The sequence below is a fragment of the Novosphingobium organovorum genome, assembly GCF_022832435.1.
GTDB classification, from domain to species: Bacteria; Pseudomonadota; Alphaproteobacteria; order Sphingomonadales; family Sphingomonadaceae; genus Novosphingobium; species Novosphingobium organovorum.
In genome coordinates this window covers 1-3,545 of sequence record NZ_JALHLF010000196.1, presented here as the reverse complement: position 1 = coordinate 3,545, position 3,545 = coordinate 1, and the positions used below count along the sequence as shown (strand labels likewise).

The 3,545-nt window shown below is 70.3% G+C and carries 3 protein-coding genes; 1 reads left to right on the top strand and 2 read right to left on the bottom strand.

What is annotated here, in order from left to right; genetic code table 11:
* Together MTR62_RS20395 and MTR62_RS20390 are read right to left on the bottom strand one after the other, a co-directional pair.
* Positions 1-491, bottom strand: a 491-nt coding sequence (locus tag MTR62_RS20395) for a (2Fe-2S)-binding protein (protein ID WP_244024401.1), incomplete at its 3' end; no start/stop codon positions are given.
* Between the two features lie 118 nt (positions 492-609).
* Entirely contained in the window at positions 610-2,664 is a 2,055-nt protein-coding gene (locus tag MTR62_RS20390; protein ID WP_244024399.1) for a TonB-dependent receptor plug domain-containing protein, read from the bottom strand.
* A gap of 140 nt (positions 2,665-2,804) precedes the next feature.
* On the opposite strand from MTR62_RS20390, the gene MTR62_RS20385 reads away from it, so the two are divergent.
* Positions 2,805-3,377, top strand: a complete 573-nt coding sequence (locus MTR62_RS20385; RefSeq protein ID WP_244024397.1) for a YqgE/AlgH family protein — start codon at positions 2,805-2,807, stop codon at positions 3,375-3,377.
* The last annotated feature ends 168 nt before the right edge of the window (positions 3,378-3,545 follow it).

Here is a 3,545-nt window from a genome sequence, read left to right as displayed (position 1 = left end):
GGAATGCCGGGGGCGGGGGCCGCGCTGATGGTTTCCTCGCGCCGCGCGATGCGCCCGGCGCGTTCGACCGCGCGCACCAGCCGGGGGTAGACCCCGCAGCGGCACAGGTTGGGGATCGCCTCGCGGATTTCGCTCTCGCTGGGCGCCGCGTTGCGCGCGAGCAGGGCCGCGGCCGAGAGCACGATGCCGGGCGTGCAGAAGCCGCACTGGATTGCCTGTTCGGCGACCATCGCCTGCTGCACCGGGTGCGAGCGATCGCGCGAGAGGCCCTCGATCGTGGTGACCACGCGGCCTTCGCATTCGGACAGGGTGATGAGGCACGAGCGCAGCGCGACCCCGTCGACGAGGACCGTGCAGGCCCCGCAGTCGCCGTTGCCGCAGCCGTATTTGGTGCCGGTCAGGTTGGCGCCGTCGCGCAGCGCCCACAGCAGCGGGGTGCGCGAATCCATGTCGATGGCGACCGGGCGGTCGTTGACGGTGAGGCGGGCCATGGCTGGCCTCTTTAAGGGGAGGCCGCGCCCAGTTCCAGTGGGCGCGGTCGATCTTCGCAGCAATTGTGCACCGAAACGGGCCAAGCCGATGCCCGGCCGCAAAGCGCGCCCCCTGCTCCTAGATCTGGACGCGAAAGCCCGCCCACAGCGTGCGCGGGGTGCCCAGGTCGATCGAGCCGGACTGGTCGCGCGTGACGATGCGCTCGTCGAACAGGTTCTCGCCGCGCAGGATCACCGAGAAGCCGGTGAAGACGGGCACTTGCGCATAGGCATCGAGCGTCGTTGCGGCGGGCAGCGCTTCGGTCTCCAGATCGTCCTCGAACTGGCGCCCGACGTGGCGCAGCGTGGTGGCGAAGCGCCAGCGATCGCGCGGGGTCCAGGCGAGCGTCGCGCTTGCGGCAAGCTTGGGGACCTGGGCGGGGCGCATGCCGTCGAGCGCGGCCTGATCGCCCGTCGCCTCGACTTCGGCGTGGGTCCAGGACAGCGATCCGTCGAAGCTGATCTGACCCAGCCGCAGCGCCGCGCTGGCTTCGAGCCCGCGCGCGTGGATGGCATCGACGTTCTGGCGCTCGCGCGTGGTGTCGTCGATCGTGACGTTGGCGATGGCGTCCTTGAGCCGGTTGTCGAAGGCGGTCAGCGACAGGCTGATCCCGGTTGCCGGGGTCAGCTCCAGGCCCGCCTCGTAGCCGCGCAGCCGCTCGGGCTTGAGCGCGGCGTTGGCGTTGGTGGTGATCGGATAGACCACGTAGGGGCGGTAGAGTTCGTTGAGCGTGGGCAGGCGCAGGCTGCTGTAGGCCGCCGCGCGCAAGGCCACGACCGGCGCCAGGTGCCACACCAGCCCGCCGCGAAAGCTGGTGTTCCAGCCGTCGCGGTTGGCATAAGTGGTGTCCTGCGTCACCGCGCCCGCCGCGCTCAGCGAACGGTAGAAGCCGTTGCGGATGGTCCAGCGATCGGCCCGCGCGCCTGCGGTCAGGACCAGTGTGCCCAGCGTCCAGTCGTCCTGCGCGAAGAAGCCGAGATCGGACTGGTCGCCGCCCGCGCGGCGAAACGCCGTGGCAAGGCCGGTGCTGGTCGAATAAGGCGATTCGACCAGATGCCCGCTCACCAGCCGCAGGTCGCTGCCCAGCCGCAGCACATGGTCGTTGCCGACGGGCGGGCGCAGTTCGAACTTGCCCCCGGTCGCCAGCGTGGGCGTCTTGCGCTGGTCGAGCGCCTTGACGTAGCGCGTCGAACTGATCGTGACGTTGGAGAAATTCTGTGCCTGCACGTAGCCCAGAACGTCGAACTGCCAGTCACCGCGGCCGACTAGGCGGAGGCTCGCCTGCTGGCCCGAGGACGACGAATCGGCGCCCTTGAAGCGCAGCGTGCGCTGATCGCCGTAGACCAGCCCTGAAGCCTGGATCTCGAGGTCCGGCGCAAGCGGGGCAACCGCGCGCAGCGAGGCAGACCAGCTCTCGTAGGCCGCGCGCGCCGAGGCATCGACCCGCTGGTCGGACGGGGTGGTCCAGAAACCGGGGCCGCGATCCCACTGGCCGCTGGCGACGATGAAGCCCTCGCCCAGCTTCTGTGCGGTGGTGGCCGAGACTTGCGTGCCGCCCCGGTCGTTGACCAGCGCGCTGCCATCAAGCGTGCCGATCTGGTCGGGGCCGGCGCTGGCGAGCTCGATCGTGCCTGAGATCGCGCCGGCTCCGAAAGCGCCCGCACCGCCGCCGCGCGTCACGCGGATCGAGCCCAGGCGCTCGGGCGCGAGTGCGGAGAAGGGCACGTAACCGAAGAACGGATTGGTCACCGGCACCCCGTCGAGCAGCACGAGCGCGCGGCTCGAGGCGTTGCCGCCCAGCGCGCGCAGTGTCGCGCCTTGCGCGGACGGGTTCGACGAACGGCTGTCGGAGCGGCGGTACTGCTGGAAGCCGGCGACCGAGCTCAGCGTATCCTCGATCCGGCCCGAGGCGCTGGTGGTGATCGTTTCGCGGTCGAGTGTTTCCACGTCGTAGGCCGGTGTGGCGGGGGTGTCGTCGAGGCCCGTGCCGGTCACCACGATGGTCCGGGCGCCCGCGTCGGCGTCTTCGGCCAGGGCGGGCGTTGCTGCGAAGGGGACGATGCACGGTGCGGCAAGCCCCGCCACGATGGCGAGCAGGGCGCGGCGCCCTTCGAACGGATGGCGGTGTTGCATAACTTTCCCTCTATGCGGCGCCCTGGGCCGGTCTGTCGTCGGGCTGCGCGCGGTCTGTTTGACCGTTCTTACACGTCCCTTCGTTTCGACGGGCTGTTGCACCCTTGCCGTCCTTGGGCAAGAGCGTAGAGTGCACAGGTGTGATCAAGGGCCAATACCTTTCGGGGCGCATGCTGCTGGCCATGCCCGGCATGTTCGACCCGCGCTTCGAGCGTTCGGTGAACGTGTTGTGCGTTCATGACGAGCATGGCGCGCTGGGCATCAACATCGGTGAAGTGCGCCAGGGCGTGCGTTTCCACGAAATTCTCGAAGAACTCGACATCGCGCCGGGCGTGGCGCCCGACTGTGACGTGCTTAACGGTGGCCCGGTCGAGCCGGGGCGCGGGTTCGTGCTGCATTCGCCCGACTGGGGCGGGGCCGAGACGATCGACGTCGTCGCGCACGACGGGGTGTTGTGCAAACTGTCGGCCTCCATGGAAATCCTGCGCGCGATCGCGGCGGGGCAGGGGCCGAGCCGCTGGGTCATGGCGCTGGGCTATGCCGGCTGGGGGCCGGGCCAGCTCGAGGAAGAGATGCGCCAGCACGGCTGGTACGCCGCGCAAGGCAGCCGCGAAGTCCTGTTCGAGACTCGCGCGCAAGGCCGCTGGGTCGCGGCCTGGAAGGCGGAAGGGATCGACCCGGCGTTGCTGGTGCCCGAGACCGGGCGCGCCTGAACTCAGGGGCAGGCTGCGCCGCGCGTGAGGGCGGCGAGATCCTCGGGCCGATCGATGTCGAGCCGCACGCCGGGCGGCGCGACCTCGTCGAAGGCCACGTCGCTGCGCGCGCGCAGCAGGGCGCCCGCCCCGGCATCGCCGGTCAGCTGTGCGATCGGTGCGAAAAGC